This window comes from Allobosea sp. BE125, from assembly GCF_031456075.1.
Taxonomy (GTDB): Bacteria; Pseudomonadota; Alphaproteobacteria; order Rhizobiales; family Beijerinckiaceae; genus Allobosea.
In genome coordinates this window covers 48,818-75,483 of record NZ_JAVDTY010000002.1, presented here as the reverse complement: position 1 = coordinate 75,483, position 26,666 = coordinate 48,818, and the positions used below count along the sequence as shown (strand labels likewise).

The 26,666-nt window shown below is 64.3% G+C and carries 25 protein-coding genes; 5 read left to right on the top strand and 20 right to left on the bottom strand.

Features of this window, described 5'->3' with window-relative positions:
• Positions 1-4: 4 nt before the first annotated feature.
• The 16 genes from J2Y55_RS05675 to kdpF all read right to left on the bottom strand — a co-directional run bounded on the left by J2Y55_RS05675 (position 5) and on the right by kdpF (position 16,936).
• Entirely contained in the window at positions 5-1,051 is a 1,047-nt protein-coding gene (locus J2Y55_RS05675) for a sulfate/molybdate ABC transporter ATP-binding protein (protein WP_310148991.1), read from the bottom strand.
• 14 nt (positions 1,052-1,065) lie between these two features.
• On the bottom strand, positions 1,066-1,959 hold the full coding sequence (gene cysW, locus J2Y55_RS05670) for a sulfate ABC transporter permease subunit CysW (protein ID WP_310148988.1): 894 nt from the start codon (positions 1,957-1,959) through the stop codon (positions 1,066-1,068).
• Entirely contained in the window at positions 1,952-2,797 is an 846-nt protein-coding gene (gene cysT, locus J2Y55_RS05665; protein WP_310148986.1) for a sulfate ABC transporter permease subunit CysT, read from the bottom strand. The genes cysW and cysT overlap by 8 nt, the downstream gene beginning before the upstream one ends.
• Before the next feature lie 3 nt (positions 2,798-2,800).
• The gene (locus J2Y55_RS05660) at positions 2,801-3,838 is read right to left on the bottom strand and encodes a sulfate ABC transporter substrate-binding protein (protein ID WP_310148983.1); all 1,038 of its coding nucleotides are present in this window, start codon (positions 3,836-3,838) and stop codon (positions 2,801-2,803) included.
• A 263-nt stretch (positions 3,839-4,101) separates the two neighbouring features.
• Positions 4,102-5,559: a siroheme synthase CysG gene (gene cysG / locus J2Y55_RS05655; RefSeq protein WP_310148979.1), complete on the bottom strand. Its 1,458-nt coding sequence runs from the start codon at positions 5,557-5,559 to the stop codon at positions 4,102-4,104.
• The gene (locus J2Y55_RS05650) at positions 5,556-5,723 is read right to left on the bottom strand and encodes a hypothetical protein (RefSeq protein WP_310148973.1); all 168 of its coding nucleotides are present in this window, start codon (positions 5,721-5,723) and stop codon (positions 5,556-5,558) included. Before J2Y55_RS05650 ends, cysG begins: the two co-directional genes overlap by 4 nt.
• A gap of 76 nt (positions 5,724-5,799) precedes the next feature.
• Complete coding sequence (locus J2Y55_RS05645) at positions 5,800-6,321, bottom strand: DUF934 domain-containing protein (protein WP_310148969.1); 522 nt, start codon at positions 6,319-6,321, stop codon at positions 5,800-5,802.
• The gene (locus J2Y55_RS05640) at positions 6,308-7,978 is read right to left on the bottom strand and encodes a nitrite/sulfite reductase (protein ID WP_310148966.1); all 1,671 of its coding nucleotides are present in this window, start codon (positions 7,976-7,978) and stop codon (positions 6,308-6,310) included. The genes J2Y55_RS05645 and J2Y55_RS05640 overlap by 14 nt, the downstream gene beginning before the upstream one ends.
• A 3-nt stretch (positions 7,979-7,981) precedes the next feature.
• Positions 7,982-8,338 (bottom strand): DUF2849 domain-containing protein, encoded by a 357-nt coding sequence (locus J2Y55_RS05635; protein WP_310148963.1) that lies wholly within the window; start codon positions 8,336-8,338, stop codon positions 7,982-7,984.
• Complete coding sequence (locus J2Y55_RS05630) at positions 8,338-8,652, bottom strand: 2Fe-2S iron-sulfur cluster-binding protein (RefSeq protein WP_310148960.1); 315 nt, start codon at positions 8,650-8,652, stop codon at positions 8,338-8,340. The genes J2Y55_RS05635 and J2Y55_RS05630 overlap by 1 nt, the downstream gene beginning before the upstream one ends.
• Before the next feature lie 371 nt (positions 8,653-9,023).
• A complete protein-coding gene (locus J2Y55_RS05625) occupies positions 9,024-9,719 on the bottom strand; it encodes a response regulator (protein WP_069691613.1) in 696 nt (231 codons plus the stop codon).
• On the bottom strand, positions 9,716-12,436 hold the full coding sequence (locus J2Y55_RS05620; protein WP_310148951.1) for a DUF4118 domain-containing protein: 2,721 nt from the start codon (positions 12,434-12,436) through the stop codon (positions 9,716-9,718). The genes J2Y55_RS05625 and J2Y55_RS05620 overlap by 4 nt, the downstream gene beginning before the upstream one ends.
• Positions 12,436-13,026 (bottom strand): potassium-transporting ATPase subunit KdpC, encoded by a 591-nt coding sequence (gene kdpC / locus J2Y55_RS05615; RefSeq protein ID WP_310148946.1) that lies wholly within the window; start codon positions 13,024-13,026, stop codon positions 12,436-12,438. Before kdpC ends, J2Y55_RS05620 begins: the two co-directional genes overlap by 1 nt.
• 23 nt (positions 13,027-13,049) lie before the next feature.
• Positions 13,050-15,086, bottom strand: coding sequence for a potassium-transporting ATPase subunit KdpB (gene kdpB, locus J2Y55_RS05610; RefSeq protein ID WP_404978822.1), 2,037 nt, complete (start codon positions 15,084-15,086; stop codon positions 13,050-13,052).
• Positions 15,087-15,107: 21 nt separating this feature from the next.
• A complete protein-coding gene (gene kdpA / locus J2Y55_RS05605; protein ID WP_310148943.1) occupies positions 15,108-16,823 on the bottom strand; it encodes a potassium-transporting ATPase subunit KdpA in 1,716 nt (571 codons plus the stop codon).
• A 26-nt stretch (positions 16,824-16,849) separates the two neighbouring features.
• On the bottom strand, positions 16,850-16,936 hold the full coding sequence (gene kdpF, locus J2Y55_RS30080; protein ID WP_069691608.1) for a K(+)-transporting ATPase subunit F: 87 nt from the start codon (positions 16,934-16,936) through the stop codon (positions 16,850-16,852).
• A 470-nt stretch (positions 16,937-17,406) separates the two neighbouring features.
• Between kdpF and J2Y55_RS05600 the strand changes: the two genes are divergently transcribed.
• A complete protein-coding gene (locus J2Y55_RS05600) occupies positions 17,407-17,790 on the top strand; it encodes a c-type cytochrome (RefSeq protein WP_310148940.1) in 384 nt (127 codons plus the stop codon).
• 40 nt (positions 17,791-17,830) lie between these two features.
• On the opposite strand, the gene J2Y55_RS05595 is transcribed toward J2Y55_RS05600, so the two are convergent.
• Positions 17,831-19,132, bottom strand: a complete 1,302-nt coding sequence (locus J2Y55_RS05595) for an MFS transporter (RefSeq protein ID WP_310148937.1) — start codon at positions 19,130-19,132, stop codon at positions 17,831-17,833.
• Between the two features lie 113 nt (positions 19,133-19,245).
• Here J2Y55_RS05595 and J2Y55_RS05590 point away from each other — a divergent pair, with 113 nt between their 5' ends.
• Positions 19,246-19,698, top strand: coding sequence for a winged helix-turn-helix transcriptional regulator (locus tag J2Y55_RS05590; RefSeq protein WP_310148934.1), 453 nt, complete (start codon positions 19,246-19,248; stop codon positions 19,696-19,698).
• 352 nt (positions 19,699-20,050) lie between these two features.
• Here the strand turns inward: J2Y55_RS05590 and J2Y55_RS05585 are convergent, their stop codons facing one another.
• Positions 20,051-20,749, bottom strand: a complete 699-nt coding sequence (locus J2Y55_RS05585) for a hypothetical protein (protein WP_310148931.1) — start codon at positions 20,747-20,749, stop codon at positions 20,051-20,053.
• A 437-nt stretch (positions 20,750-21,186) separates the two neighbouring features.
• On the opposite strand from J2Y55_RS05585, the gene J2Y55_RS05580 reads away from it, so the two are divergent.
• Both J2Y55_RS05580 and J2Y55_RS05575 read left to right on the top strand, forming a co-directional pair.
• Positions 21,187-22,536 carry a tyrosine-type recombinase/integrase gene (locus J2Y55_RS05580; protein WP_310148929.1) on the top strand — a complete coding sequence of 450 codons (1,350 nt, stop codon included), beginning with the start codon at positions 21,187-21,189 and terminating at the stop codon, positions 22,534-22,536.
• Positions 22,515-22,874: a hypothetical protein gene (locus J2Y55_RS05575; RefSeq protein WP_310148926.1), complete on the top strand. Its 360-nt coding sequence runs from the start codon at positions 22,515-22,517 to the stop codon at positions 22,872-22,874. Before J2Y55_RS05580 ends, J2Y55_RS05575 begins: the two co-directional genes overlap by 22 nt.
• 226 nt (positions 22,875-23,100) lie before the next feature.
• Here J2Y55_RS05575 and J2Y55_RS05570 read toward each other — a convergent pair whose 3' ends face one another.
• Positions 23,101-23,586 (bottom strand): hypothetical protein, encoded by a 486-nt coding sequence (locus tag J2Y55_RS05570; protein WP_310148922.1) that lies wholly within the window; start codon positions 23,584-23,586, stop codon positions 23,101-23,103.
• Between the two features lie 1,029 nt (positions 23,587-24,615).
• Between J2Y55_RS05570 and J2Y55_RS05565 the strand changes: the two genes are divergently transcribed.
• Complete coding sequence (locus J2Y55_RS05565) at positions 24,616-25,683, top strand: hypothetical protein (protein ID WP_310148920.1); 1,068 nt, start codon at positions 24,616-24,618, stop codon at positions 25,681-25,683.
• A gap of 254 nt (positions 25,684-25,937) precedes the next feature.
• Here the strand turns inward: J2Y55_RS05565 and J2Y55_RS05560 are convergent, their stop codons facing one another.
• Positions 25,938-26,660 (bottom strand): hypothetical protein, encoded by a 723-nt coding sequence (locus J2Y55_RS05560; RefSeq protein ID WP_310148918.1) that lies wholly within the window; start codon positions 26,658-26,660, stop codon positions 25,938-25,940.
• Positions 26,661-26,666 lie beyond the last annotated feature (6 nt).

The window sequence follows — 26,666 nt, the reverse complement described above, 5'->3', positions numbered from 1 at the left end:
CCGCTCAGGCTGCCGCGAACAGACTGCCATGTGTGATGCGCAAGCGGATGCGCTCGCCGATCGCCGGTGCGACCTGGCTCGCCAGATCCACGTCGAGGCGCTTCGCCAGCCCCTGGACCGCGACTTCGGCGCGCCGCAACGGGCCGTTCCGGCGCAGATGCTCGACGACGCCGGGCAGCGCCAGCGGCAGATCGTCGACGATGCGCAGATGCTGCGGCCGGACATAGAGCGCGGCCTGTCCGCCCTGGTTCTGCGACAACCCGCCCAGAACCGGTCGATCGCCGAAAAAGGCCTGGCTGCCGACGACCTTGACCGGCAGCTTGTTCACCTCGCCGAGGAACTCGCAGACAAAGGGCGTCGCCGGATGGTCATAGACATCATCGGCCGAACCGACCTGCTCGATACGGCCGTCATTCAGGATCGCGACGCGATCGGCGAGTTCGAGCGCCTCCTCCTGGTCATGCGTGACGAAGACGGTGGTGTGTCCGGTACGGCGATGCAGATCGCGCAGCCAGGCGCGCAGATCCTTGCGGACCTTGGCGTCGAGCGCCCCGAAAGGCTCGTCGAGCAGCAGCACCCGCGGCTCGATCGCCAGCGCGCGAGCCAACGCCACGCGCTGACGCTGGCCGCCCGAAAGCTGGCTCGGATAGCGCTTGTCGAGGCCGGGCAGTTGCACGAGTTCGAGCAGGTCGCCGACGCGCTTTCTGATCTCCGCATCGTCCGGCCGCTCCGCGCGCGGGCGCGACTTCAGGCCGAAGGCGACATTCTCTCCGACCGTCATGGTCCGGAACAGGGCGTAGTGCTGGAAGACGAAGCCGATCCGCCGCTCGCGGAGAGAGAGATCGCGCATATCGGTCTCGCCGAACAGCACGCGGCCCCGATCAGCCTGTTCGAGGCCGGCGATCAGGCGCAGCAGTGTCGTCTTGCCTGAGCCCGAGGGGCCGAGCAAGGCGACGAGCTCGGCAGGCTGGATATCGAGCGAGACGCCGCGCAAGGCAGCGAAAGCGTCGAAGCGCTTCTCGATCGATTCGATGGTGACTGCGACCGACATGCTTGCGTCCTTCATCAATGGCGGCGGCTGGCGGCGATGGAATCCGAGTAACGCCATTCCAGCAGCGTCTTGAGCGCGAGCGTGACGAGCGCCAGCCCTGCCAGAAGCGAGGCGACGGCAAAGGCCGCTGCGCTCATGTACTCGTTGTAAAGAATCTCGACATGCAGCGGCATGGTGTTGGTCAGCCCCCGAATCTTGCCGGAGACGACCGCAACCGCACCGAACTCGCCCATGGCGCGCGCGTTGCAGAGCAGCACGCCGTAGAACAGGCTCCACTTCACATTGGGAAGCGTGATCGTCAGGAAGGTCCGCCAGCCCGAGGCGCCGAGCGTCAGCGCCGCTTCCTCGTCGGCCGAACCGAGCGATTGCATATGTGGGATCAGCTCGCGTGCGACGAAGGGGAAGGTCACGAACACCGTTGCCAGGACGAGACCGGGCAGGGCGAAGACGATCTGCACGTCATTGGCCTTGAGCCAGGCGCCGAAATAGCCCTGCGCGCCGAAGAGCAGCACGAAGACGAGGCCCGAGATCACCGGAGACACCGAGAAGGGCAGGTCGATCAGGCTGATCAGCAGGTTCTTGCCGCGAAACTCGAACTTGGCGATCGCCCAGGCGGCGGCGATGCCGACGACAACGTTGAAGGGCACGGCGATACCAGCGACCAGCAGGGTGAGATGGATCGCGGCGACCGCATCTGGCTCGGTCACCGCCGCCTTATAGGCCGTCCAGCCGCGCGCACCCGCTTCGACAAAGACCGAGACCAGCGGCAACAGCAGGAACAGCGCCAGAAAGGCGAGCGAGACACCGATCAGCACGGCCTGGACGACAATGCCTTCGCCGCGGATGCGGCGCGTATCACGCGTCCGGGCCGTGTCGGTCCGGAATTGGGGCAGGGCAGAATCAGACATCGCCGAACCTCCGGCGCGCCCGCGCCTGGATCAGGTTGACGAGAAGAATGAGGCTAAAGGAGATCAGCAGCATCAGCATCGCGACGACGGCGGCGCCGGCATAGTCGAATTGCTCCAGGCGGATCACGATCAGCAGAGGCGCGATCTCCGAGACCATCGGCACATTGCCGGCGATGAAGATGACCGAGCCGTATTCGCCCACCGCACGCGCAAAGGCGAGGACGAAGCCGGTCAGCAATGCCGGATAGATCGGGGGCAGGATCACCGTGAAGATGGTGCGCCAGCGGCCGGCCCCGAGCAGCGCCGCGGCCTCCTCGACATCGGCCTGCATCTCCTCCAGCACCGGCTGCACGGTGCGCACGACGAAGGGCAGGCCGACGAAGATCAGCGCCACCATCACGCCGAGCGGCGTATAGGCGACCTTGATGCCATAGGGCGCCAGCAAGCTGCCGACCCAGCCATTGGGCGCATAGATCGCTGTGAGCGCGATGCCGGCGACCGCCGTCGGCAAGGCAAAGGGCAGGTCGACCGCCGCATCGATGAAGCGACGACCCGGAAACTCGTAACGCACCAGCACCCAGGCGAGGATCATGCCGAAGACGGCGTTGATGCAGGCGGCGAACAGCGCTCCCAGAAATGACAGGCGCAGCGCCGCCAGCGTCCGCGGCGAAGTTGCGACCGCCCAGATATCGGCCGGGCCGGCACTCGCCGCCTTCAGCGCCAGCGCCGCCAGCGGCACGAGCACGATCAGGGACAAAGCGCTCAGCGTGATGCCGAGCGCGATGCCAAATCCCGGCAGGATGCTCGGCTGCCGCCAAACTGAGGTCGCCGCCGCCATCAGCTAGCGCGCCGGCTTGTAGAGCTGGTCGAAGGTGCCGCCGTCGCCGAAATGGGTCGGCTGCGCCTTGGCCCAGCCGCCGAAATCCTTGTCGATCGTGACCAGCTCGAGCTTCGGGAAATTCGCGATGTCCTTGGGGGCGGCCGCCTCGACATTGCGCGGCCGATAATAGTTCTTTGCGATGATCGCCTGGGCCTTCGGTGTGTAGAGGAAGTCGAGATAGGCCTGCGCCTCGGCCCGGGTGCCCTTGGCGTCGACATTGGCGTCGACCAGCGCGACCGGCGGTTCGGCCAGGATCGAGAGGCTCGGCACGACGATGTCGAACTTGTCGGCGCCGAATTCATGCAAGGCGAGGAAGGCCTCGTTCTCCCAGGCCAGGAGCACGTCGCCAATGCCGCGCTGGGTGAAGGTCGTGGTCGCGCCACGCGCACCGGTGTCGAGCACGGGCACGTTTGCCAAAAGCTTGCCGATATAATCGCGGACCTTCGCCTCGTCCTTGTTGAAGGCCTTGTCGGCATAGGCCCAGGCGGCGAGGTAGTTCCAGCGCGCCCCGCCCGAGGTCTTCGGGTTCGGCGTGATGATCTGCACGCCCGGCTTGACCAGGTCGCCCCAGTCCTTGAGCGCCTTGGGGTTGCCCTTGCGGACGAGGAAGACGATCGTCGAGGTGTAGGGCGAGGAGTTGTTGGGCAGGCGCGTCTGCCAGTTTTCCGGCAGCTTCTTCGAGCGCTGGGCGATGGCGTCGATGTCGCCCGCAAGCGCCAGCGTCACCACATCCGCATTGAGGCCGTCGATGACCGTGCGGGCCTGGGCGCCCGAGCCGCCATGGGACTGGCGGATGGTCGTGATCTTCTTGGTGTTCTTCGCGTTCCATTCGGCGATGAAAGCCGCGTTGAGATCGCGGTAGAGCTCCCGCGTCGGGTCGTAGGAGACGTTCAGCAACTCGGTCTGGGCGCGTGCGCCGGCCACGACGCCGAAGCACAGGGAGAAGGCCCCGAACACGAGCCCGGCTCTGAGCACACGGCGAAAGATGGGTTGCGTCATGTCAGGGCTCCGTTGCGATCAATGCCGGAAGCTCGCCAGGAACCACCGACATTCGTTCTGAATAACAAACGAAACGTACTGAATTTTCGCACCAGCCTCAACGGCATGCTGCAGCAGGCCCGTTCCAAACTTGAACCCTATGGGAGAAAACGCGTCTCCCTTGAAGGCGTTCCACCGCATTTTTGGTCAGGCATTTCCCGCACAACGAGATTCGCGGGCAAATCAGGCACAAATCCAAATAGGCCGTTGTTGCGGCGCCGAATTCAGGCCCGGCGCAAATCCTGAGATACGGTGGTGGCGGCTACCGCCCCCAGTGCATGCCCCACCAGGACAAGCACGGGCCCCTTGGCCGGCAACTGGGCGAGCATATCAGGCAATGTCGCGATCGTCGCGGCCACCCGGACTTCGTCCGGCCGCGTCGCCGCCAGCACGGCAACGGCCGGCGTCTGCGGATCAAGCCCAGCCGCCACGGCGCGGTCGCGGAAGCCTGCGAGCGTGGCGCGCGCCATGTAGATCACCGTCGTCGCATAGGGGTCGGCCATGGCCTGCCAGTCGAGATCGTCAGGCAGGTCGCCGCTGCGGGCATGGCCGGTGACGAATTGCAGGCGGCGCGCATGGTCGCGATGGGTCAGCGAGAGGCCAAGCGAGGCCGCGGCCCCTTGCGCCGCCGAGATGCCCGGCACGATCGCGACCGGGATATTGGCGGCAGCGCAGGCCTCGATCTCCTCGCCGGCGCGGCCGAAGATGCCGGGGTCGCCGCCCTTGAGGCGCACGACATGCTTGCCCTGACCAGCCAGGGCGACGATCAAGGCGTTGATGTCGCTCTGTTTGACGGAAGGCCCATAGCCGGTCTTGCCGACCAGCATGCGCTTGGCTTCGCGGCGGGCGAATTCCAGCACGCCAGGCGAGACGAGGTCGTCATACAAGATGATGTCGGCGCTCTGCAGCGCGCGGATGGCCTTCAGCGTCAGCAGTTCCGGGTCGCCCGGGCCGGCGCCGACCAAGGTCACCCGGCCGGTGCCGTCATGGGCGCTTTCGAGCCTGTCGAGCGCGCTGAAGAGGTCGCTCCTGTCGATCTCGCCGGGGTCACGTTCGGGAGCGGCGATGGCGCGCGCCGTGAAGCGCTCCCAGAACGCGCGGCGAAGCGCGAAAGGAAGCTCGCGTAGCTGCACGGCGGGCCGCCAGTCCTTGGCCGCCTGGGCCCAGCCCTTCAGCCCGGCCGGCAGCAACCCCTCGATCTTGGCGCGAATCGCCTGCCCGAAGACGGGGGATGCGCCGTCGGTCGAGATTGCGACGATCAGGGGCGAACGGTTGACCAGCGAACCGAAGGCAAAATCGCAGAATTCAGGCTTGTCGACGACATTGACCGGCACACCCAGCTGCCGCGCCGCGGCAGCGAAGGCGCGCGCCTCAGTGAGGTCCTCGATATCGCCGATGGCAAGCGCGGCATCGGCCAGATCGTCCGGCTGCCAATGCCGGGCGACCACGCGCACGCTGCCGGCCGGCGGTTCGTTGGCGAGGGCCGTGAAGCGGTCAATCGCATCGCCGGCGAAAACACGGAGGTCGGCCCCGGCCGCCGCGATCAATTCGGCCTTCCAGAGCGCGCCCTCGCTGCCGCCGGCGAGTACGACCTTGCGTCCTTCCAGCTTGTGGAAGAGCGGCAGCGTCGCCAGCCTGTCGATGCGGCGCGCGGTGGTCGGCTCTGGTTGTCTTTCGCTCATCGCGTCGCTGTGGTGGCTCTGACTTCCGTGGGGCGCGTCTCGCCCCCCGCTGGCGGCATCAGCAACCAGAAGACAGCCAAGAGCATAATGATAAGGCGAAAGCAAAGATCGAACCAGCGCTCATGGGGCTGCTTCGGAAGCAGATTTGCGATCTCGCTGTCCATGCTGTCCTCCTTCAATCCGCGCAATGTCGCCGGTCCGGCGGCGCTGTCTCTATCGGCCGCGCGGGGCGTCATCGCGTTACGATGCGGCGAGGCGGCCGGCGGCACGGGCCGTCCGGCGTTGGTCGAGGATGTTGTGGCTGTCGCCATAGCCACGCTGGTAGCCATGGCTGATCTGGCCCACCGCCTTGAGCCATTGCTCGACCGGCTGACGCGCAGCGCTGGCCTCGGGCAGTTCGATTTCGTCGAAGCCACAGGACAGCGCATAGGCGAACTGGTCGGCGATCAGGGGGCCGCTCGCACGCAAGGTTCCGGTGAAGCCGTGATTGCGGATCAGCTTGGCGAGGCTGAAGCCGCGCCCGTCCGAATAGGCCGGGAAGCTGACCGCGATCAGCGAGAGCTGGCGTAGCACCAGCTTGAGCTCGGCGATGCGGATATTATTAGGGATCACGACGCCGATGCGCTGGTCGCGCGTCTTCTGCTGAAGCGCTTCGGTCAGCGCTTCCCACGGCACCAGCGCTTGCGAGAGATTGTCGACCCCTGAGCCTTCGCTGCGCGTCCAGGCGTCGACTTTGGTGCCGTTCCGATCAAGCAACGGCATGGGCGACCTCCTGGAAGGCGGCCTTGAACGGAGCAAGGCCGATGCGGCGGACGTTCTCGATGAAGCTCTCGCCCTCGGCCCGCTCGGAGAGATAGACGTTCACGATCCGCTCGATCGCGTCGGGAACATCCTCCGCCGCGAGGCCCGGCCCCAGGATCTCGCCGATCGCGGCGTTCTCGGTCGCGTCGCCGCCAAGCGTGATCTGATAGGATTCGATCCCGCGCTTCTCCAGGCCGAGAATGCCGATATGGCCGACATGGTGGTGGCCGCAGGCGTTGATGCAGCCCGAAATCTTGATGTTGAGCTCGCCGATCGCCTTCTGGCGATTGTCGTCGGCGAAACGATGCTGGATCGCCTGCGCGATCGGGATCGAACGCGCCGTCGCCAGCGCGCAGTAATCGAGCCCGGGGCAGGAGATGATGTCGGTGATCAGGCCGATATTGGCACTTGCGAGCCCAGCTTCACCGAGCCTCTGCCAGATCGCGAACAGGTCGCGCTGGCGGACATAGGGCAGCACGAGGTTCTGCGCATGGGTCACGCGGATTTCGGCTTGCGAATACTGCTCGGCGAGATCGGCGACGAGCCGCATCTGGTCGGAGGTCGCATCGCCCGGCGCCTCGCCGACGGGCTTCAGCGAGATCGTCAGCGCCGCATAGCCCGGCGCCTTGTGCGGGATCGTATTGACCTCGACCCAGCGCGCGAAGGCGGGGTTGGCGGCTTTCGTCGCCTCCAGCAGCCGGCTCGTCGCCGGCAGGACCTCATAATCGGGCGCCTTGAAATAGGCGGCGATGCGCGCGACCTCGGCCGGATCGGCGTTCACCGACGGCCCATCGAGCCGTGCGAACTCCTCCTCGACACGGCGGCGAAACTCCTCGACGCCGATCTCATGGACGAGGATCTTGACCCGTGCCTTGTATTTGTTATCGCGCCGGCCTTCGAGATTATAGACCCGCATGATCGCCTCGAGGAATGCGAGCAGATCATTCTTGGGCAGGTAGTCGCGCACGACCTTGCCGATCATCGGGGTGCGGCCGAGGCCGCCGCCGACGCTGACCTCGTAGCTGACCTCATGGGTGTCGGGATGGCGGCGCAGGCGCAGGCCGATGTCGTGCGCCTTGATCACGGCACGGTCATGCTCGGCACCGGTCACCGCGATCTTGAACTTGCGCGGCAGGTAGTCGAATTCCGGATGCAGCGACGACCATTGCCGGATCAATTCGGCGGTCGGGCGCGGATCCTCGATCTCGTCCTGCGCCACGCCGGCGAAATGGTCGGCCGTGACGTTGCGGATGCAATTGCCGGAGGTCTGGATGCAATGCATCTCAACATCGGCGAGCAGGTCCAGGATTTCGGGCACGTCGCGCAGCTTCGGCCAGTTGAACTGCAGGTTCTGGCGCGTGGTGAAATGGCCGTAGCCGCGGTCGTAGCGTTCGCCGATCAGCGCAAGCTGGCGCAATTGCTTCGACGACAGCGTGCCATAGGGGATGGCGATGCGCAGCATATAAGCGTGGAGCTGCAAATAGACGCCGTTCTTGAGCCTGAGCGGCTTGAACTCGTCCTCGGTGATCGAGCCGTCGAGCCGCCGCGAGACCTGGTCGCGGAACTGGGCGACCCGCTCGCGGACAAAACGCTCGTCGAATTCATCATAGCGGTACATCGGTCAGGCCCTCTGCCCGGCATCGATCCCGTCCCCGGCCTGCTTGCCGAGATCGGGACGGTTGCTGGGCCCCAGCGTTTTGAACCTCTCGCGGAAATGTCGCGGAACCGGCTGGCCGGCCTCCATGGTGACATCGACGAGATAGGCATCGACCACGCGATTGCCCGCGAGCTCGGCCGCCGCGAAAGCCTCGAGGCTCTCTGCCGCGGCATCGTCCGACGCGACCAGCGCCAGCGCCGGATCGCGCGTCCAGGCGAGTTGTCCGTTGGCGTCGGCAACGGCGAATACGACATCGCCGTCGAGCAGGTCATTGGCGAGCAGGATCGCCGGCAAGGGAACGCGCTTGGGGGCGGCAGCCATCACGCAGCCTCCGCCAAGGTGAGCGTCAGTCCGTCGAGATCGTCGGACCAGATGATCTGGCAGGAGAGGCGCGAGGTCGCCTCGATCAATGGCAAGGTATCGAGCGCGTCGATTTCATCCTCGCGCGGCTCCGGCAGGCGCCTGGCCCAATCGGGCGCGACGACGACATGGCAGGTGGCGCAATCGCAGGAACCACCGCAGACGCCCTCGATCCCGACCTTGTAGTCGCGCAGAATCTCCATCACCCGCCAGCCTTCGACGGCTTCGAGTTCGTGGGCGCGACCGTCGCGGTCGATCACATTCAGAATGGCCACTGCGCCGCTTGTCCCGTTCGTTCTTCCGAACGTTTCAAATAAGCCAGAGCGGCGATGGGTTCAATTCACGCGAGGTAGCGTGTTTTTTCTTATTCCCGATCAAAAGGAGGAGATTTCTCTTTCCGGCTCATCGCGCATGGCGCGCATCGAGTGGATTTTCCTCCACAGGGGGCAGGGGCATCGCATTTGGACTTTTTGAGCCTCATCCTGAGGAGCCGCGGCACGCGGCGTCTCGAAGGATGCTCCAGTTTGCTCCGGAAACGCCTTCTGGAGCATCCTTCGAGACGCGCTTCCTGCGGAAGCGCTCCTCAGGATGAGGGCTGTGGGGACAAATGTGATAGCCCTCCATGGGAGCAGAGGCGACGATGGCGTCAGACCAATCCGCCCAGCCGATAGCCCACGCCCGGCTCGGTCTCGATCAGCTTCGGCGCCGCCGGATCGTCTTCCAGCTTCTGGCGCAACTGCCCGACGAAGACGCGCAGATATTGCACGTCATGCTCATGCGCCGGCCCCCAGACGGCCGTCAGGATCTGGCGATGCGTCAGCACGCGGCCGTTTCCGCCGGCCAGGCTGGCGAGCAGGTCGTATTCCTTCGGGGAGAGTTTGACATGCACCCCGGCGCGGCTGATGCGGCGGTTGACGAGATCGATCTCGACATCGCCGGAGCGGATCGTCGCCTCCGCGCCTTGCCGCTCGATACGGTGGCGCAGCGCGACGCGCAGGCGCGCCAGCAATTCGCCGACGCCGAAGGGTTTTTCGACATAATCATCGGCGCCAGCGTCGAGCGCATCGATCTTCTCGGTCTCGCGGTCGCGGGCCGAAAGGATGATCACCGGCCCGTCATAGAAAGCACGTGCCTTGGCCAGGGCCTCCTTGCCGTCCATGTCGGGCAGGCCGAGATCGAGCACCACGGCGTCAGGTGGTTTGCGCGCGATCTCGCGCAGGCCGGCGGTGGCGTCATCGGCGCGGACATGCTCGTAACCGGCTGCATCGAGCGCAGGCCCGAGGAAACGATGGATCTGCGGCTCGTCGTCGATGACGAGGATACGGGGGCGGAAAGCGGTCATGACAGAACCTCCGGCGCCGCGCCGTCCTTGCGCAGGCTGATCAATATGCGGGTGCCGCCCTTGGAACCGTCGGGCCGGTCCTGGATCGGGCTTGCGGCCGCGATGCGCCCGCCCATGGCCTCGACGAAGCCCTTGGAGATGGCAAGGCCGAGGCCCGCCCCCTTGCCGCGCTCGCCGCCGCGATCGGTCGCCTCTTCCATGCGCCGGAACTTCTCGAAGACGCGTTCGAGCTCGGCCGTCGGGATGCCGCGACCTTCGTCCTCGATCGAGATCACGACATTGCCCCGGTCCTCATAGGCCGCGGTTTCGATCAGCGAACCGTTCTCGCTATAGGCGATCGCGTTCTCCAGGATGTTGACCAGGGCCTGTTCGAGCAAGGACGGGTCGGCCGGCACGGCCGAAAGTTCGGCTGGAAAATCGCGCTGGATGCGGCGGTTCTCCAGCCGCCGCGATACCCGCGCGATCGCGGCCGAGATCACGTCGCGGACATCGGTCCAGTCGCGGCGTGTCACCAGCGCACCACCCTCCAGCCGCGTCATGTCGAGCAGGTCGCCGACATAGCGGTTGAGGCGCTCGGCCTCCTCGCGAATCGACAAAAGCAGGTCATCGGCCACGGCCGGCTCGACGCTCTTGCCGAAATCGATCAGCGTCGTCACCGAGCCGAGCACGGTTGCGAGCGGCGTGCGCAGATCATGGCTGACCGAGTTCAGCAGCGCCGAGCGCAACCGGTCCGTCCGGCGCAGCGCCTCGGCATCGACGGCGGCTGCGGCGAGCTCCACCCGCTCCAGCGCGATCGCGCCCTGGTCGAGCAGCGCCATGGCGAAGCGCTCATTCTCCGCACCCAGCAGGGCCTTGGGCTCGAATCCGACCACGCCCGTGCGCGCCCGCACGCCCTGCAAGGGCCGGAAGGTCCAGGCGACATTGGGCAGCGTGCCGGTGCCGGCTCCGGCGGGCTCGCCCCGGTTCCAGCTCCAGCGCGCCGCCGTCATGTCGGCGGTGGTCAGCGGCTCCAGCGAGGGCGCACCGGCGCTGGGCGCGATCTCGTCTCCTTGCGGCAGCAGGACGATGATCTTTCCGGCCGTCGCCGCCGAAAGCTGCTCGGCCAGCACGGTCGCGGCGTCCTCCCGGCGTGCGGCGCCTGAGAGCCTGCGGCTTGCCGCCAGCAGCGCCGTGATCGCCGAGGCGCGCCGCGCCGTTGCCTTGGCCTGGTCGCGGATGCGCCCGGTCAGGCCGCCGGTGGCGACGGCCGCGACGAAGAACACGGCGAAGGTCAGCACATCGGCCGGGTTGCCGATCCACATCGACAGGCGCGGCTCGAGAAAGAAGAAATTATAGGCGAAAGCGGCGAGCCCTGCCGCCGTCAGCGACGGCCAAAGGCCGAAGGCGACGCCTGCTCCCAGCACGCTGACGAGAAACAGCATGGCGAGGTTGGCGTTCTCCGCCTGACGATCGACCAATGTCGCGACGACGACTGCCGCGGCGACCATGACCGCCGCACCGATATGGCCGCGCCAGGAAAGATCCCGCTTAGGGGCGGCCGGGGGCGGGCCGGCTGGTACGGAGGCGATATCGGTGATGATGTGAAGCGCCGCACCGTTCTGCGCCTGCAGCAGGGCCGGGGCGAGCGAGCGATGGAACCAGGCGCGCCAACCCTTGCGATGCGATTTTCCGACGACGATCTGGGTGACGTTGTTGCGCCGCGCATATTCCAGCACGCTGGCGACGAGATCGTCGCTGGTCAGCACGACATTGGCGGCCCCAAGCTGTTCGGCGAGCTTGAGCGCTTCCGCCAGCCTCTGACCGCGTGCCGGATCGGCGTCCGAACCGTTGGGCCGCTCGACATGGGCGACCGTCCAGGGCGCATCCATCATCATGTCGGAGAGGCGCCGGCCGGCGCGCACGAGCGAGGACGCCATCGCATCGGGCCCGATCAGGACCAGGATGCGCTCGCCCGCAGCCCAGGGCCCTTCGACGCCGGCGCGCTTCATCGCCTGGTTCAGATGGTCGTCGACCGTCTGCGCGGCGCGGCGCAAGGCGAGCTCGCGCAGCGCGGTCAGGTTCTCCGGCTTGAAGAAATTATCGGCCGCGAGCCGAGCCGTCTCGGGGAGGTAAACCTTGCCCTCGGCCATGCGCTGGCGCAGTTCGCTCGGCGTAATGTCGATCAACTCGATCTCGTCGGCGCTGCTCAACACGCTGTCGGGCACCGTTTCACGCTGGCGCACGCCGGTGATCTTCCAGATCACGTCGACGAGGCTCTCGAGATGCTGGACGTTCAGCGTCGTCCAGACATCAATCCCAGCTGCCAGCAACTCCTCGACATCCTGCCAGCGCTTGGGGTGCCGGCTGCCTGGCGCATTGGAATGCGCGTATTCGTCGACCAGCAGCAGGCGCGGCTTGCAGGCCAGCGCCGCGTCGAGGTCGAACTCCATCAGCATGCGGCCATTATGCTCGATCGGCCGGCGCGCCATCACCTCTAGCCCGTCGAGCAGCGCTTCGGTCTCGCGGCGGCCATGCGTCTCGACGAGGCCGACCAGCACCTCGCCATGCTCCGCTTGCGCGCGCTTGCCCTGGGTGAGCATCTCATAGGTCTTGCCGACACCCGGCGCCATGCCGAGAAATATCTTAAGCCGGCCGCGTTTACCGCGGCCGGCCTGGGCCAGAAGGGCATCGGGATCAGGGCGACCCTGTTCCCGGAATCGGGTCTCGTCCGTGGTCATTACGGCTTAGCTTGAGCCTTCGGATAGCGCGCGTCGAGGGCGAGGTTGGCGGTCAGCACGTTCACGCGCGGCCGGCCGATGAAACCGAGCAGATAACCTTGCGTGTTCTGGGCGATGATCTCGGCGACCTGCGCCGGCTGGGCGCCGCGCGTCTTGGCGATGCGCTCGATCTGGCGCGCCGCGTTCTCCGGCGAGATATGCGGGTCGAGACCAGAAGCCGACGCCGTCACGGCGTCGACCGGCAGCGGGCCAGCGCCGTCAGCGGCACGGATCGCCTCGGCATCGGCCTTGATGCGCGTGGCGAGATCCTCGTTCAGCGGCCCGAAATTGGAGCCGGAGGAATTGGCGGCGTCATAGCCGTCCTTGCCGGCAGCCGAGGGGCGGGGGCGCAGATAGGCATCGTCCTTGAAGATCTGGCCGATCCATTCGGAGCCGATGATCTCGCCGGCCTGGTTGCGGATCAGCGAACCGCCGGCCTGCGCCGGGAACATCGCCTGGGACAGCCCGGTGACGCCGAGCGGATAGGCGATACCGAGCAGGAGGGTGAAGAAGACCATCGAGACGATGGCGGGGCGAAGATGGGACCACATGGTCGTTGTCCTTTGATGAGCGATCAGGCGAGCTTCAGCGCTGCGACGATCATGTCGATCAGCTTGATGCCGACGAAGGGCGCGATCAGCCCGCCGATGCCGTAGATGGTGAGGTTGCGCGAGAGCAGCTTGGCGGCGCCGATCGCCCGGTAACGCACGCCGCGCAGCGCCAGCGGGATCAGCGCGACGATGACGAGCGCGTTGAAGATCACCGCCGAGAGGATGGCGCTCTGCGGGCTCGACAGGCCCATGATATTCATGGCGCCGAGCGAGGGCAGGGCGACGACGAACATCGCCGGGATGATGGCGAAATACTTCGCCACGTCGTTGGCGATCGAGAAGGTCGTCAACGCCCCGCGCGTGATCAGGAGCTGCTTGCCGACCTCGACGATCTCCAGGACCTTGGTTGGGTCGCTATCGAGATCGACCATGTTGCCGGCCTCGCGGGCAGCCTGCGCGCCGGTCTGCATGGCGACGCCGACATCGGCCTGGGCCAAAGCGGGCGCGTCGTTGGCGCCGTCGCCGCACATCGCGACCAGCCGGCCCTTGGCCTGCTCAGTGCGGATGATGCGCAGCTTGTCCTCGGGCGTCGCTTCGGCGAGGAAATCGTCGACGCCGGCTTCCGAGGCGATGGCGGCAGCCGTCACCGGGTTGTCGCCGGTGATCATGACGGTGCGCACGCCCATGCGGCGCAGATCGGCGAAGCGGTCCTTCACGCCGGGCTTCACCACATCCTTGAGATGGATGACGCCGACCAGCGCGCCATTCTCGCTGACGGCGAGCGGCGTGCCGCCGGAGCGCGCAACGCGGTCGACCGCCTGGCGCAATTCGGTCGGAACCTGGCTCTCGGAGAGGTCGAGCGACCGGATGACCGCATCCACCGCACCCTTGCGCCAGGACTTGCCGTCGGCGTCGAGGCCAGACTGGCGGGTCGTGGCGCTGAACGGGATCGAGGTCGCCCCCGCCGGAGCTTGCGCCGTGACGCCCTGGTTGCGGGCGAGCTCGACGATCGAGCGGCCTTCGGGCGTCTCGTCGGCAAGCGAGGCGATCAGCGCCGCGCGCAGCGCCGCATCGGGCCGCACACCGGGAGCCGGCACAACCTCGACCGCCATGCGGTTGCCGAAGGTGATCGTGCCGGTTTTGTCGAGCAGCAGGGTGTCGACGTCGCCGGCCGCCTCGACCGCGCGGCCGGAGGTCGCGAGCACATTGACCTTCAGCAGCCGGTCCATGCCGGCGATACCGACCGCGCTGAGCAGCCCGCCGATCGTGGTCGGGATCAGCGTCACGAAGAGCGCGCCGAGCACCATGGGGTCGAGCGTCACGCCCGAGAAGGCGCCAAGCCCGGTCAGCGTCACGACGGCGATCAGGAAGACCAGCGTCAGCCCAGCCAGCAGCACGGCGAGTGCCAACTCGTTGGGCGTCTTGCGGCGGTCGGCGCCTTCCACCATCGCGATCATGCGATCGAGGAAGGAGGAGCCCTGCTGCGAGGTGACCTTCACCTTGAGCCAGTCGGAGACGACTGTGGTGCCGCCGGTGACGGCTGAGCGGTCGCCGCCGCTCTCGCGGATGACGGGAGCGGATTCGCCGGTGATCGCAGCCTCGTTGACCGAGGCGACACCCTCGATGATCTCGCCATCGGCGGGGATCACGTCGCCGGCCTCGACCAGCACGATGTCGCCCGGCACGAGTTCATGAGCCGGCGTCGGGACTATCGCGTTACGGGTGGCGTCGATGATCAGCTTGGCCTTGGTCGTGACGCGGGTGGCGCGCAGGCTGTCGGCAGCTGCCTTGCCGCGCCCTTCGGCGATGGCCTCGGCGAAATTGGCGAAGAGCACGGTCAGCCAGAGCCAGGCCGCGATCTGGATCGGGAAGCTGGCCGGCAGGCCGCCTGCGATGGCGACGCCGGCCGAGACGGTCGCGAGCGCCGCGACCACCTCGGTTGCGAGGATCACCGGGTTGCCGGTGAGTGCGCGCGGGTCGAGCTTGACGAAGGCGCTCTTCAGCGCGGTCGTCACGACGCTCTGATCGATCGCGCCGGATTTGACGAAAGACATGGACATGATTGAATTTCCTTTGTCGGCTCAGCGTGAAGCCGCAGCCGCAAGCAGCTGGAAATGCTCGACGATCGGGCCCAGAGCGAGCGCGGGGAAGAATTGCAGGCCGCCCAGGATCAAGACGATGCCGATCAGCAGGCCGACAAAGAGCGGGCTGTCGCTCGGCAAGGTGCCGGCGGTCGGCTGAAGCTTCGGCTTGGCCGCGAGCGCGCCGGCGATGGCCAGCACCGGCACGATATAGGCGAAGCGACCGAGCAGCATGCCGATGGCCAGCGTCGTGTTCCACCAGGGGGTGTTGGCCGTCAGACCGGCAAAAGCCGAACCGTTGTTTCCTGCCGCCGACGAATAGGCGTAGAGGATCTCGGACAGCCCGTGGGGCCCCTTGTTCAGCAAGCCTTCGAGCGCGACCGGCAGCACGGCGGCGATAGCCGAGAAGCCGAGAATGGCGAGCGGCAGGATCAGCACCGCCAGCATGGCGAACTTGATCTCGCGCGCCTCGACCTTCTTGCCGAGATATTCAGGCGTACGCCCGACCATCAGCCCCGCAACGAAGACCGCGAGCAAGGCCATCACCACCATGCCGTAGAGGCCGGAGCCGACGCCGCCCGGCAGGACCTCGCCGAGCTGGATCATGAACATCGCGACGCCGCCGCCAAGCGGCATGAAGCTGCCATGCATGGCGTTGACCGAACCATTGGAAGCGCCGGTCGTCTGCGCCGCCCAGACCGATGAGGCGGCCGGCCCGAAGCGGACCTCTTTGCCTTCCATGTTGGACGGGGCGTCGCTGATGCCGGCTGCGATCATCGCCGGCTGCGGCGTGAGCGTTTCCGAAGCATAGATCGCGGCGGCGGCGACGCCGACGAGGATGATCATCACCGCGATCAGCGCCTTGGCCTCCTTGCGCGCCCCGGCGATGCGCCCGAAAGCGATCACGGTGCCGAAGGCGAGCGCGTTGATCGATGTGGCCTCGATCAGGTTGGTGAACGGCGTCGGGTTCTCGAACGGATGCGCCGAGTTGACGTTGAAGATGCCGCCGCCATTGGTGCCCCACTGCTTGATCGCCTCCTGCGAGGCGGTCGGGAACAGCGAGATCACCTGCTTGGCGCCTTCGATGGTCGAGGCTTCGACATTGGCGAGCAGGGTCTGCGGTACGCCGGCCGCGACCAGCACAAGCGCGGTCACGATCGAAAGTGGCAGCAGCACGTAGAGCGTGGTGCGGGTCAGATCGACCCAGAAATTGCCGAGGTTCTCGCCGCGGTCGGTGGCAAAGGCGCGTGCGACCGCAGCCGCGATCGCGAGACCTGTGCCGGCCGAGACGAAGTTATGCACGGTCAAGCCCGCCATCTGGCTGAGATTGCTCATCGTCGCCTCGCCGGCATAGGACTGCCAGTTCGTATTGGTGACGAAGCTCACCGCCGTGTTGAAGGCGAGATGCGGCGACAGGCCGTCGAAGCCTTGCGGATTGAGCGGCAGCAGGTTCTGGAAGCGCAGCTGCAGATAGAGCAGCACGAAACCAGCTGCGCTGAAGGCGAGCACCGCCCCGGCATAGCCCAGCCAGTTCTGCCCCTTGTTGCGGTCGATGCCGAAGGCGGCATAGGCGAGCGCCTCGACCGGCCGCAGCACCGGATCGAGCCAGGTGCGTTCGCCCGCCCAGACGCGCGCCATGAAGATACCGAGCGGCCAACCCATGGCCACCGTCAACGCGATCGTGAAAACGATCTCGGCCCAGCCCCGCCAATCCATTGCGAGGTCTCCTTATGTTTTTGAGGTCAGAAGCGGTCGGGGCGCAAAAGCGCGGCGACCATGTAGACCGCGAGCCCGAGGGCAGCAGTCGCGTAAAGCCAGGTGAGCGCCATGATCGTCAGACCTTGCGCAGCAGCGTTGCGTAGTAACCGAAGAGCACGAAGGCCCCGGTTCCCAGCACGAGATAAAGGATGTCGGCCATGAGCCTTACTCCGGTCAGGTTAGACCGGAGAGATGGTGCCCGGAGGGCTCAAGGGTCGAGCCGGAAGGGCAGGGCAGCGCATAAAGGCGGCATAAAGATCGAAACGGGCGCACCATGAAGCGGCGCGCATTTTGATGTAACGCAACGACATTCGTTCGAACTGCGAGCGAGGCTATGCGGACGAGAGCGTGCCCGGATTTGTGCGAACGAAGAGCTGTCGAAGCGCCTCATCCCCAGAATGTGAGCTGACAGGGGGGACATGCTGCCGCCAGCTTCTCGGGGTTTCCATATTCGCAAGTTAGAACACTTCGCAGACCGCAACGATTCTCCCGCGCCCATATCTCATCGGTGCGGCCCCAGCCCAGCCTCGAAGGAAGCCTGATGAAAGCGATCGCCTGCGCCATTCTGATCTCCGCCACCGCCATCCTACCGGCCCTTGCCCAGGACATCACCGCCGGCGAGCGCTCCTGGAACAAATGCCGCGCCTGCCATCAGACCGGCGAAGGCGCCAAGAACCTGGTCGGCCCTGAGCTCAATGGCCTGTTCGGGCGGCACTCGGGCTCGGTCGAGGGCTATAGCTACTCCGCGGCCAACAAGAACTCCGGCATCACCTGGGACGAGGCGACCTTCGCCGAATACATCAAGGACCCCAAGGCCAAGATTCCCGGCACCAAGATGATCTTCGCCGGAATCAAGAACGAGCAGGAGATCAAGGACCTCACCGCCTTCCTCAAGCAGTTCGGCCAGGACGGCAAGAAGCTCTAGGACGGAAAGAAGCTCTAGATTGCGCTGAGGTTTAGCCAGATCACTCCGCGGCCATCGAGCGCCCTGTGGCCATTGCAGGCGTGGCCCGCAAGGTCGCAGCCCAGAAGGCGATCGTCAGCGCGCTGATGCCGGCGCCGAGCAGGCAGACGCCGTTCCAGCCTGCATAAGCGTAGACGATCGTGGAGAGTGATGAGCCGAGCGCGCTGCCGATGGAGTAGAACACCATATAGGCGGCCGTCAGCCGGCTCTGCGCCTCCGCCCTGACGCGATAGATCATGCCCTGGTTGGTCACATGGGTTGCCTGCAGGCCGAAATCGATGATGACGACGCCCAGGATCAGCCAGAGGATCGAGTGTCCCAGCCATGAGATCGGCAGCCAGGCCAGCAGCATGAGGCCGAGCGCGATGCCGGTGATGCGCTGGCCCAATCCCTGATCCGCCCAGCGCCCGGCCCGCGTGGCGCCAAGCGCGCCTGCGGCGCCGGCGAGGCCGAAAAGGCCGACTTCGGTGTGAGACAGCGAGAAGGGCGGTGCGCTCAGCGGCAAGACCAGCGGTGTGAGCAGCGTCGTGATGTTGGCGAAGATCAGCATGGCGATCACGGCACGGATGCGCAGCACCGGCTCCTCGAGGAAGAGCGTGACGAGCGAGCCGATCAGGCGCGGATAGGAGAGTGTCGCGGGCAAGCGCTCCTGCCGGGGCAGGGCTTTGTAGAGAAGGCCGGCGATCAGGAGCGTCAAGGCCGCGGAGACGAGATAGACCGTGCGCCATCCCGACAGATCGGTCAGCAGCCCGGCGGCGGTTCGGGCGAGCAGGATGCCGAAGACAATGCCGCTCGTGACCATTCCGACGATCTGCCCGCGCTCGGCCGGCCGCGCCAGGCTCGCAGCATAGGCGACAAGGGTTTGCGTGACGACAGCCAGCAAACCAAGCGCGGCCATCGAGGCCAGGAGCATCGTGGCCGTCGATGAGAAGCCGACCGAAATCAGCGCGAGAGCAGACAGCAGCGACTGACCGACGATGAGGCTGCGCCGATCGATGAGATCGCCCAGCGGCACCAGCAGGATCAGACCCAGCCCATAGCCGAGTTGGGTCGCCCCGACGATCAGGCCCGCGATCGTCCGGGAGAGCCCGAGCTCCTGCGCCATCACATCGAGCAAGGGCTGGGCGAAATAGGCGTTGGCGACTGCAAGCCCGCTCGCGACCGCAAACAGCAGCGTGACCGGGCGAGTCAGCCGGGACGCCTGTGGTGAAGCGCAGGCGACGATCTGCCCATCGGCCCGCTCTTGAAGGCGCGCGCCATCGCTGACGGCGCCGGTGGACGCCGCCTCCTGCTGTCCATGCATTATAAGCTCCGTCGGGAATCGGTTTTATAATGAAACCAATCGACCTGTACCGTTTTCAGTTTTATGATGCAACCGGATTAAGCTGCCCATTCAACGACCCTGGAGCAAAATCGATGGTTGGGCGGCGAAGCCTGAAAGCGGATTTCTGCCCCAGCGCCCGCTCGCTCGATGTGATCGGGGACTGGTGGTCGCTGCTGATCGTGCGCGACGCCTTCGACGGCCTGGCGCGCTTCGGCGAGTTTCAGAAGAGCCTCGGCATCGCCAAGAACATCCTCTCGGACCGGCTGCGGACGCTGGTCTCGCGCGGCATCCTGGAGGTTGTTCCTGCCGGAGAGGGCGCCGTGCGTCAGGAGTATCGCCTGACCGAGATGGGCCGGGATCTGTTCCCGGTGATGGTCGCGCTCCGGCAATGGGGCGAGCGCCATCTGTTCGAAGCGGACGAGCCGCGCTCATCCCTGGTCGAGCGTGACACGGGTCTCTCGGTCCGGCTCGACATTCGCACACAAGATGGCCGAGCGATCGGCCCCGGCGAGACGGTGATCTTGAAAGTGCCTGAGCCGGATTAAAGCGGAGCTGCCGGACACATGATCGGTGCGACGTGGGAACGCGGGGAGGGCCATCAGATCGCGGTTCTCGGCGCGACGCTGAAACCAGCGCCGGATTCGCTGGCGGCCTGGATTCTGGCGCATGGCGCGGCGATCCGGCGGGAGTGCGGCGATCAAATGTATCGAAATGTACCGCCGGGCCGCTCGCGCAGGTTTTGAGACAAACCGGCCGGGTGGCGGCAATATCCTGCGACGTGCGGCCGATAGCGTGCCCGGCAGGATCGGGAACCGGCGCTGTAGGCGGCAGGGGCATGAGGGGGGCGGACGCGTCTTCCCTAGGGGGGCTGACCGATTTTTAGCCGGATGTCCGTGGTCACTGCGGTAGGTCAACAGACCGAGAGCGAGCGTTCACTGCGATGAAATCTCTCAAGGCGACAGATGCCTTGTGTATCTGAGCGAAACTCAACTCGCGCCCCGTGGGCCAAAGCAAATTTCCCTTCCACGGCCATATCTGCCGAAATAGAAGTGAGTGCTCAGCCGCATATTCAATGCCGAGACCTATGATTTTTGTACTGAAGGCGTTGACGACCAGCTTTCCAAACCCAAACGTGATCATCTGCATGTTTTTGGCGAGGGTCTCAACGTCTTTAAATTCTTCACCGTTTCCATCGGACGTAACTAACGTGGAGGCGTACCTCTGCCACTTGGTATTCCATTCGGCTTGGCTGTGTTGTCCAATGAATATCTGCCAGCCGGGAGGAGGGCGGAGGTGGTCACGCACCCAAGTTCGATCCTCGAAAGTGGAGACCATATCGACCGGGTTATCGGCTTCCTGGACCATGATCTTCATGGCAACCCACGCTGCCAGCTTACGCTGGCTATCCTCATCAAGGACCAGTGGCTGAGCCTTGATAAGGGGCCCGAGAATGGGCCTCACGGTGGCCTCCCGCTGGCTCATCCAACCGTTGTTGCAGTCCCCGCAGACAGCCTTCACAGTCAGATTGAAGAGCGTCCCCTGAAAATGACGAACGTTCTCAACACTGGCAAAGTTAGGCTTTCCCTCGGGGGTCATATAGCGGGTGCGGCGGTGGGCGGCGTTAGGCCGAACGTCGAGAAGGCCATGCGCCCAGGAGGGCCAGATGTGTTCGCGTGTCAGGCCCCGGCCACCACAGAATAGGCAGGTCCTCGCTGGCTTCGGCCCATGTGTTACTGCCTTGCCGCGCATGCCCCCGGGTCTGCCCCATGCACTTTGTGCCGATTTTTCTAGGTCTTTTTTAAGGAGCCTTCTAGGTCAACCTTGCGATGATTTGCCGAGCTGGTTGAAAAATATACGGTTTTTGCAGCGCGAATTATGTGGCGGAGGGGTTGTCCGCCTCACTCTATGATCCGGCGGCTTCAATTGCGCTTAAAAATGGGCATTATCCAGAGATACTGGCGATTTCACTTGCCTATCCACTCTCATGATGTCTCATGATCGCAGTCAGAGCTTAGGGTGGATATTAGGGTAAGATGGCCCGCCAGATCAATCGACTGACAGCACGAACTGTCGCGGCGATCACAGAGCCGGGTCGCCACGCCGACGGTGGCAATCTCTATCTGGTCGTCGACAAGTCCGGCGCGAAGCGCTGGGTATTCCTCTATTGGCTGAACAAGAAGCTCCGCGAGAAGGGTCTCGGTAGTGCCGGCACGGTATCGCTGGCTCAGGCCCGCGACTTCGCTGGTGCGGCACGCCTGGCCTTGAAGAACGGCAAGGATCCGCTTGCTGCGGAGCCGGCTCTTCCTGTGGCGGACAAGCCAACGTTCGGGGCGGCGGCAGGCGACTACGTCAAGGCAATGGCGCCGGGCTGGCGCAACCCGAAGCACGTCGATCAATGGCGGACCACGCTTGGCATTAACGAGGCCGATGCGAGCAAGCTGCGGATCGACGCCGCCGCGGAGAAGGCGCACAGGTCCGCTCTGGCGGCTCTTCGCGCTCTGCGGGTTGACGAAGTCGAGACCGAGCACGTGCTGGCCGTGATCGCCCCGATCTGGAAAGAGAAGCCTGAGACTGCCTCAAGGCTCCGCGGCCGCATCGAGGCCGTTCTAGCCGCGGCAAGCGCAAAGGGGCAGCGCCGCAGCGCAAACCCAGCTCAGTGGCGCAACCACCTAGATCGACTGCTGCCGAAGCGCAGGAAGCTCTCTCGCGGCCATCACGCCGCCATGCCTTTTCCCGACGTGCCCGCCTTCATGAAACGGCTCACGGCGCTCAAGTCGCCTTCCGCGTGCGCGCTGCGGTTCACGATCCTGACAGCGGCGCGCTCGGGCGAAACGTTTGGTGCGACGTGGCGCGAGTTTGATCTCGAGCAGGCTGTGTGGACCGTGCCAGGCGCTCGCATGAAGGGCGGCCGAGAGCACCGGGTTCCGCTATCGGTACCGGCGGTCGCAGCGCTGGATGAGATGTCGAGGGTAGGGCGGGTGCCTGACGCATTCGTTTTCTTCGGCCGCAACACCCACAAGCCGCTCTCCAACATGGCGATGGACATGGTTCTGCGTCGGCTGCAGCTCGACGTGACTGTGCATGGCTTCCGATCATCGTTCCGCGACTGGTGCGGGGAAACGACGTCCTTTCCTCGCGAAGTGGCCGAGGCCGCGCTGGCGCATCTGGTCGGCGATGAAACGGAGCGCGCCTACCGCCGTGGCGATGCCCTGGCGAAGCGCCGAGAGCTCATGGAAGCTTGGGCGGCATTCTGCGCAGGAACCGAGCCTGCGGCAGAGCCTCCGGCGCCGGCCGTCATGCCAATGCCCGCCGCAAAGAAGCGCGCCAAGACCAAGAAACAGGAAGGGCAGGGGGAACAGGGATGCTTCGACATCTTTTTGTGAGTTCGGCTGTTTTGGTCCTTGTCGCCGGAGGCTGCACGACGAATGCTGAGATTGCTGCGCGGCGCGACGCAGAATTCCAGTCTCTCGTCGGCGGGACCATGGCCGACTTCATGCGCCGCACTGGCCTGACGCCAACCGACATGTATCCGACGAGCTCGGGCCGGACGTTCGTCATTTTAGGGCCGGTGAGTACGATCGTGCTGCCCGGCAGCTACGGCGTGCCGACGATAGCGGCGCAAGGGCAATGCCGCATGCTGATCGACACGGTCGCGATCGACGGGAAAGGCCTGGCCGATACATGGCGCGTGACTGGAATCACGAGAAACGGCTGTGGTTGAGCGAAACGCGCAAGCACCGACTGTTTGCCCAGCGGCAGCCGGCAACCTAGGCTTGGCCGCATCGGCATTGGTTTAGAAGCATGCGCACTGAACGATAGGAAGAAATCTGCGAGCTGAGTGACATATACGCCCGACACCTCCCGCGGCATTCGGCTGACGTAGCTGTTTCACCCCAAACATCGTCCGGAGCATCAGGGGCTCCGGGCTCGTCGGACTGGGTTTTGCTTCAGCCTTCGGCGGCGCGTTTTTCACGCCAGAGTTCTGCCATCGGAGCATGTGCATTCACGACATAAGGGCGAACCGCGTCCAGTGTGACCTTCATGTCGAGCACCTCTTTCGAGATCGCCGGGCGTGCGGCCGTATGCTCTTCGACATAAGCTTCCAACTCAGCGAAACTCATGTCGTATGGGCTTTTGCGGGCCTTCTTTCCGTCTTCGCGAACGATCGTCACTGCTCGCTTCAGCCTGTTACGCCGCCAAAAATCGATTTGGTTGTCGTCGAGCTCCGTTGCTCGACCACGCGTCTTGCACACCCGGTTGAGAAGTTCGGCCAAGGCAAGGCGGTTCAACTCACGTTGTTCAGCCGCCAACGTGGCTCCGTGCGACGCCTCCAGCATTTCGAAGATTGTGTCGGGGTCTCTGCGAGTGTCAGGCAGTGTCGCGATCAGCTTCGCGATGAGGGTACGCGTCTTCGGGGCAAGCGTCTTGGCCATCATGCAGCCTCAGCATAGCGAATCGGTTTAGCCAGTTTATCGCTGTGGGCAGCTTTGTCTCGATTTCACGATCGTCCAGGTAGATTAGCTCGATTTCTTCTGGGGATATGTCCAGACTGGCGAGTATGGCGATGGCTTGTCGTAGTTTGGACGAACGTTCGCACCGAACAGAGGCCGCTTGTTGAAGCGCCCTCCGTTGCTGGTCGAGACGACGGTCAACTGCTGTCTTCTTTGGGTACCAGCGGCCATCCGCGGCCTTCACTCGCTTGCCCATGACAAGCGCCATCGCCCTGGCCTCCGCTGGAGGTGGGCGCTTTCCATATTTCCGAACGTACTGCGTATACGCATCTTGACCGTGGTCGCGTTCGCAGTCGGAGATCTCCAGCAGGAGGAGTGCTCGACGATATTCGACTTCCACGCACACAGCATCCCCAGCCTCATTGACCGGAACTGCAGGCACGTCTTCGTCGCGGACGAGGCGGAGCATGGGCTTAGGCATGGATGACCTCCGAGCCAAGCATTTGCGACTACAGATTAACGTGGGGTTGCTCCAGGAAGCAGGGCGCCTGAGAAATCTCACCACGACCTGCGGCGACGGCTCCAGTGCTACGCGGTTTCGCAGCTAGTTTTGGACCTCCACTTCGCCAAGCCTCTCCAAGGCGGCAACCGATGCGAAATTCACGGGCGCATCGTCCGCGTCAGCTTCGCGCTGCGCTTCGAGTTCGAAGAAGCCATCGATCGCAATTCGCGTTGATGCCGCGCCGCCAAGCTGGGCCGGCTCGATGATCTTTATCGGTGCCGCGCGATGGGCGACCGCGCCGGGAGCGGCGGCTAGAACCAGGCGAGCGCCGCGGCACGGCTGCTGACACGGTCTCGTCCTCGGATGCGGGAAAATAGAAAGACAAACCTTCCGATTGAGGCAAGCCACGACCCGGTCGGATGACAGTGCTGTGCACGGCTACCCGCTTCTATTGATCGCCGCGCTCAGCCGCGCAATTCTACTGATCTACAAAAGGCAGCAGAGATTCGATGTTTATCCGCCCCACGGTCTTTGTTGTAGGCGCTGGTGCTAGTAGCGACGTCGGACTTCCCTTGGGGGCCGGACTGGTCAAGATCATTGGCGGAAAGGTTGATATTCGGCACGAAGATGCGTTCCGACAGACGCACGGAGACCCAGTAATCGCTGCCGCGATCAAACTTCGAAATGAGTTGAGTACGAAAGACGCGGGGGGCGCTCACCCATACTTTGCGCCGAATGTCTATTTCCAATCAGGTGGATCAATCGCCGCGTCAATGAGTCAGGCCATATCGATTGATAACTACCTACATACGCACTCGTCTGATGTTACAATAAATTGGATGGGTAAAGCAGGCATCGTCTCATCTATCCTTGAGGCGGAGTCAAAAAGCTCTATGTCTCACTCCCGTAATCGCGGCCGAATGCGATTGGATGATCTAGAAGATACTTGGTATAATGTATTCTTTCAAATGCTAACTGAAGGCGTTCTTAGGGAGGAATTGGAGTCTATTTTCACTAATGTATCTTTCATATGCTTTAATTACGACAGGTGCATCGAGCATTATCTTGCGAGTGCGATTGCGAATTATTTTCGAATAACATTGGACGGTGCTCAGCAGATCACTTCCCGGCTACAGATCATCCACCCCTATGGTCAGGTGGGGCGTTTGCCATGGCAAAGTGTAACTGGCGCAATCGACTTTGGTAAGGCACCTTCTGCTGATGAGCTCATCGAGCTTGTCGGTCAAATTAAAACTTTCACGGAGCAAATCGAGGAAGAAGATGTGCTCAAGCGGATGCACAGCGTATTAAGTCACGCGAAAAGGATCGTTTATTTAGGGTTTTCGTATGCGAATATAAACATGAAGTTAATGAATATATCTACAACGCAGCCGCCGGGTGGAATAAAGAGAGTATTTGGTACCGGATTTAATTTATCTTTACAAAATGTCGAATCAATAAAGGCGCAAATAACATCGTGTTTGCCTGGGCAGCACGCGCCTTTAACTAGCGTTTCAATCGCTAACTCAAAGGCCGCACCGTTCTTGAAGGATCACTGGAAGCCAATAATGGAATAGGGGTTGAACAGGCTGAACAACGCAGCAACAGCACCGCGACGAAAAGCCTGCCGTTGGGGAGGCGGCGGGCCTTTTGACCCCTGCCAGAACTAGGGGGTGGCCATCGCCAGGAAACCGGCTCTGCCCTCTTGTCGGCTCGCGGGGGCCTGTCAATGCATGCGGGCGCGGCGCGGAATTACGCCCACGGACCGGCGTTGGCTGGCGCGATCGGAAAGATGCAGAATTGAGCCCGCAGATCGGCCATCTTGCACCTATCAGCGAGCAAATAGCGAGTACGGGTTGATACCGCCGATCTGAAGGCCTGGATCCTTAAAGGGACCCATTCCAGTGTAACCGCCAGAGCCGTAGGCGTAGGGCGAAGCCGTGTTCGGGACGAAGTTTGCCTTAAGCGGGTCCGGAGTCGACAAGCCCGCGCTGACGCCGATCTTGCCGAGCCCGCCGGCCACATCGCCGAGCATCTTCATGCCCGAGCCCTTGGAATTGGCTGCCTCGAGCTCGTAAGGCAGCACCGCCGACGAGCCCTTCTTGAACCCGCCGATTTGACCGACCGTGATGGCGTCGCGCGCCGTGCCGCGGCCGAGCGTGCCGAGAAGATCGCCGAACGAGCGCATCCCGGCCAGCGTGTCGCCCTGCTTGTCGGTGAACGCCTTGGCCTGGCCTCGCGCCGTATTCTCGGCCTGGACGGTGACGTTGCTGGACGACTGCGGCAGCGCGACAGGGCCGGTCTGATCGACCGGCTGCGCCGTCTGAGCCTTGTAATAGTCGGCGAGCTGCGTCTTGCGATCGCCCTGTTGGGCCTCGAAATTCTGATACTGATCCTGCGCGTGCGCGTTCGTGGCGTCGGCCTGCTGGTCGTAGCCCTTCTGCCGGATACGCTCGGCCGCCATCGCGTCGTCGCGCGCGGACTGGACTTTCGACTGTGCGGAGGCGTTCGCGGCAGCCGCGACCCCGCTCAGAACGACGCCGGTGATGGTCAAGGGATC